The sequence below is a fragment of the Lentzea sp. NPDC003310 genome, assembly GCF_040610935.1.
In the GTDB taxonomy this organism is placed as follows: Bacteria; Actinomycetota; Actinomycetes; order Mycobacteriales; family Pseudonocardiaceae; genus Lentzea.
This window is the reverse complement of record NZ_JBEXNC010000048.1, coordinates 1-2,920: the sequence shown is the minus strand read 5'-3', so window position 1 is coordinate 2,920 and position 2,920 is coordinate 1. Positions and strand designations below refer to the sequence as shown.

Annotated in this window: 1 tRNA gene and 2 rRNA genes; all 3 read left to right on the top strand. The window is 48.8% G+C overall.

The annotated features are described in order from the left end of the window. Window positions 1-4 precede the first annotated feature (4 nt). Window positions 5-1,553: ribosomal RNA gene (locus tag ABZX02_RS43760) — 16S ribosomal RNA — on the top strand. Between the two features lie 93 nt (window positions 1,554-1,646). After that, a tRNA-Ala gene (locus tag ABZX02_RS43755) sits at window positions 1,647-1,719 on the top strand. 138 nt (window positions 1,720-1,857) lie between these two features. Then, window positions 1,858-2,920 (top strand): 23S ribosomal RNA (locus ABZX02_RS43750); the annotation flags it as partial.

Sequence of the window (2,920 nt, the reverse complement as noted above, 5' to 3'; positions counted from 1 at the left end):
ATTTTTTATGGAGAGTTTGATCCTGGCTCAGGATGAACGCTGGCGGCGTGCCTAATACATGCAAGTCGAGCGAACAGATGAGGAGCTTGCTCCTCTGACGTTTGCGGCGGACGGGTGAGTAACACGTGGATAACCTACCTATAAGACTGGGATAACTTCGGGAAACCGGAGCTAATACCGGATAATATATTGAACCGCATGGTTCAATAGTGAAAGACGGTTTTGCTGTCACTTATAGATGGATCCGCGCCGCATTAGCTAGTTGGTAAGGTAACGGCTTACCAAGGCAACGATGCGTAGCCGACCTGAGAGGGTGATCGGCCACACTGGAACTGAGACACGGTCCAGACTCCTACGGGAGGCAGCAGTAGGGAATCTTCCGCAATGGGCGAAAGCCTGACGGAGCAACGCCGCGTGAGTGATGAAGGTCTTCGGATCGTAAAACTCTGTTATTAGGGAAGAACAAATGTGTAAGTAACTATGCACGTCTTGACGGTACCTAATCAGAAAGCCACGGCTAACTACGTGCCAGCAGCCGCGGTAATACGTAGGTGGCAAGCGTTATCCGGAATTATTGGGCGTAAAGCGCGCGTAGGCGGTTTTTTAAGTCTGATGTGAAAGCCCACGGCTCAACCGTGGAGGGTCATTGGAAACTGGAAAACTTGAGTGCAGAAGAGGAAAGTGGAATTCCATGTGTAGCGGTGAAATGCGCAGAGATATGGAGGAACACCAGTGGCGAAGGCGACTTTCTGGTCTGTAACTGACGCTGATGTGCGAAAGCGTGGGGATCAAACAGGATTAGATACCCTGGTAGTCCACGCCGTAAACGATGAGTGCTAAGTGTTAGGGGGTTTCCGCCCCTTAGTGCTGCAGCTAACGCATTAAGCACTCCGCCTGGGGAGTACGACCGCAAGGTTGAAACTCAAAGGAATTGACGGGGACCCGCACAAGCGGTGGAGCATGTGGTTTAATTCGAAGCAACGCGAAGAACCTTACCAGGTCTTGACATACTCGTGCTATTCCTAGAGATAGGAAGTTCCTTCGGGACACGGGATACAGGTGGTGCATGGTTGTCGTCAGCTCGTGTCGTGAGATGTTGGGTTAAGTCCCGCAACGAGCGCAACCCCTATTGTTAGTTGCCATCATTAAGTTGGGCACTCTAAGTTGACTGCCGGTGACAAACCGGAGGAAGGTGGGGATGACGTCAAATCATCATGCCCCTTATGATTTGGGCTACACACGTGCTACAATGGATGGTACAACGAGTCGCGAGACAGTGATGTTTAGCTAATCTCTTAAAACCATTCTCAGTTCGGATTGTAGGCTGCAACTCGCCTACATGAAGTCGGAATCGCTAGTAATCGCGGATCAGCACGCCGCGGTGAATACGTTCCCGGGCCTTGTACACACCGCCCGTCACACCACGGGAGTTGGGAGTACCCGAAGTAGGTTGCCTAACCGCAAGGAGGGCGCTTCCTAAGGTAAGACCGATGACTGGGGTGAAGTCGTAACAAGGTAGCCGTATCGGAAGGTGCGGCTGGATCACCTCCTTTCTAAGGAATATATACAAAGACGTGAGCATTCAACTTTATTCAGTTTTGAGGGGTTTAGTGATAAACCTAAGCAAGAATCAAATTCTTGATTGTGGGGCCTTAGCTCAGCTGGGAGAGCGCCTGCTTTGCACGCAGGAGGTCAGCGGTTCGATCCCGCTAGGCTCCATTGTCAGACAAGACGTTAAAATCACTTGAACATTGAAAACTAAATAACAATATCTAATAACGATAAATAAACCAAAAGCTGTGAATTTTAAAGAATTTACAAACTTATACTTGAAAAACGATGATTATAAATCATCATGGCAAAGTTAATAAGGGCGCACGGTGGATGCCTTGGCACTAAGAGCCGATGAAGGACGTGACTAACGACGATATTCTAGGGGGAGCAGTAAGTACGCATTGATCCCTAGGTCTCCGAATGGGGAAACCCAGCTGCTACTAGCAGTTATTCATGAGTGAATACATAGCTCATGTAAAGGTAACGCAGAGAACTGAAACATCTAAGTACCTGCAGGAAGAGAAAGTAAAAACGATTTCGTAAGTAGCGGCGAGCGAACGCGAAGAAGGGCAAACCAAGAAGCTTGCTTCTTGGGGTTGTAGGACTGCAACGTGGACTTAAGCATTATAGTCGAATAACCTGGGAAGGTTAATCAAAGAGGGTAATAATCCCGTAGACGAAATAGCGCTTATACCTAGCAGTATCCTGAGTAGGGCTGGACACGCGAAATCCAGTTTGAATCCGGGAGGACCATCTCCCAACCCTAAATACTCCTTAGTGACCGATAGTGAACCAGTACCGTGAGGGAAAGGTGAAAAGAACCCCGAGAGGGGAGTGAAATAGCACCTGAAACCGTGTGCCTACAAGAAGTTCGAGCCCGTTAATGGGTGAGAGCGTGCCTTTTGTAGAATGAACCGGCGAGTTACGTTATGATGCGAGGTTAAGTTGAAGAGACGGAGCCGTAGGGAAACCGAGTCTGAATAGGGCGACTTAGTATCATGATGTAGACCCGAAACCTAGTGACCTATCCATGAGCAGGGTGAAGGTGTGGTAAGACGCACTGGAGGCCCGAACCAGGACACGTTGAAAAGTGTTTGGATGACTTGTGGATAGCGGAGAAATTCCAAACGAACTGGGAGATAGCTGGTTCTCTCCGAAATAGCTTTAGGGCTAGCGTCGAAATGTAAGTGTATTGGAGGTAGAGCACTGTTTGGGTGAGGGGTCCGTCTAGGATTACCAATCTCAGATAAACTCCGAATGCTAATACACATGTTCGGCAGTCAGACTGCGAGTGCTAAGATCCGTAGTCGAAAGGGAAACAGCCCAGACCAACAGCTAAGGTCCCAAAATATATGTTAAGTGGAAA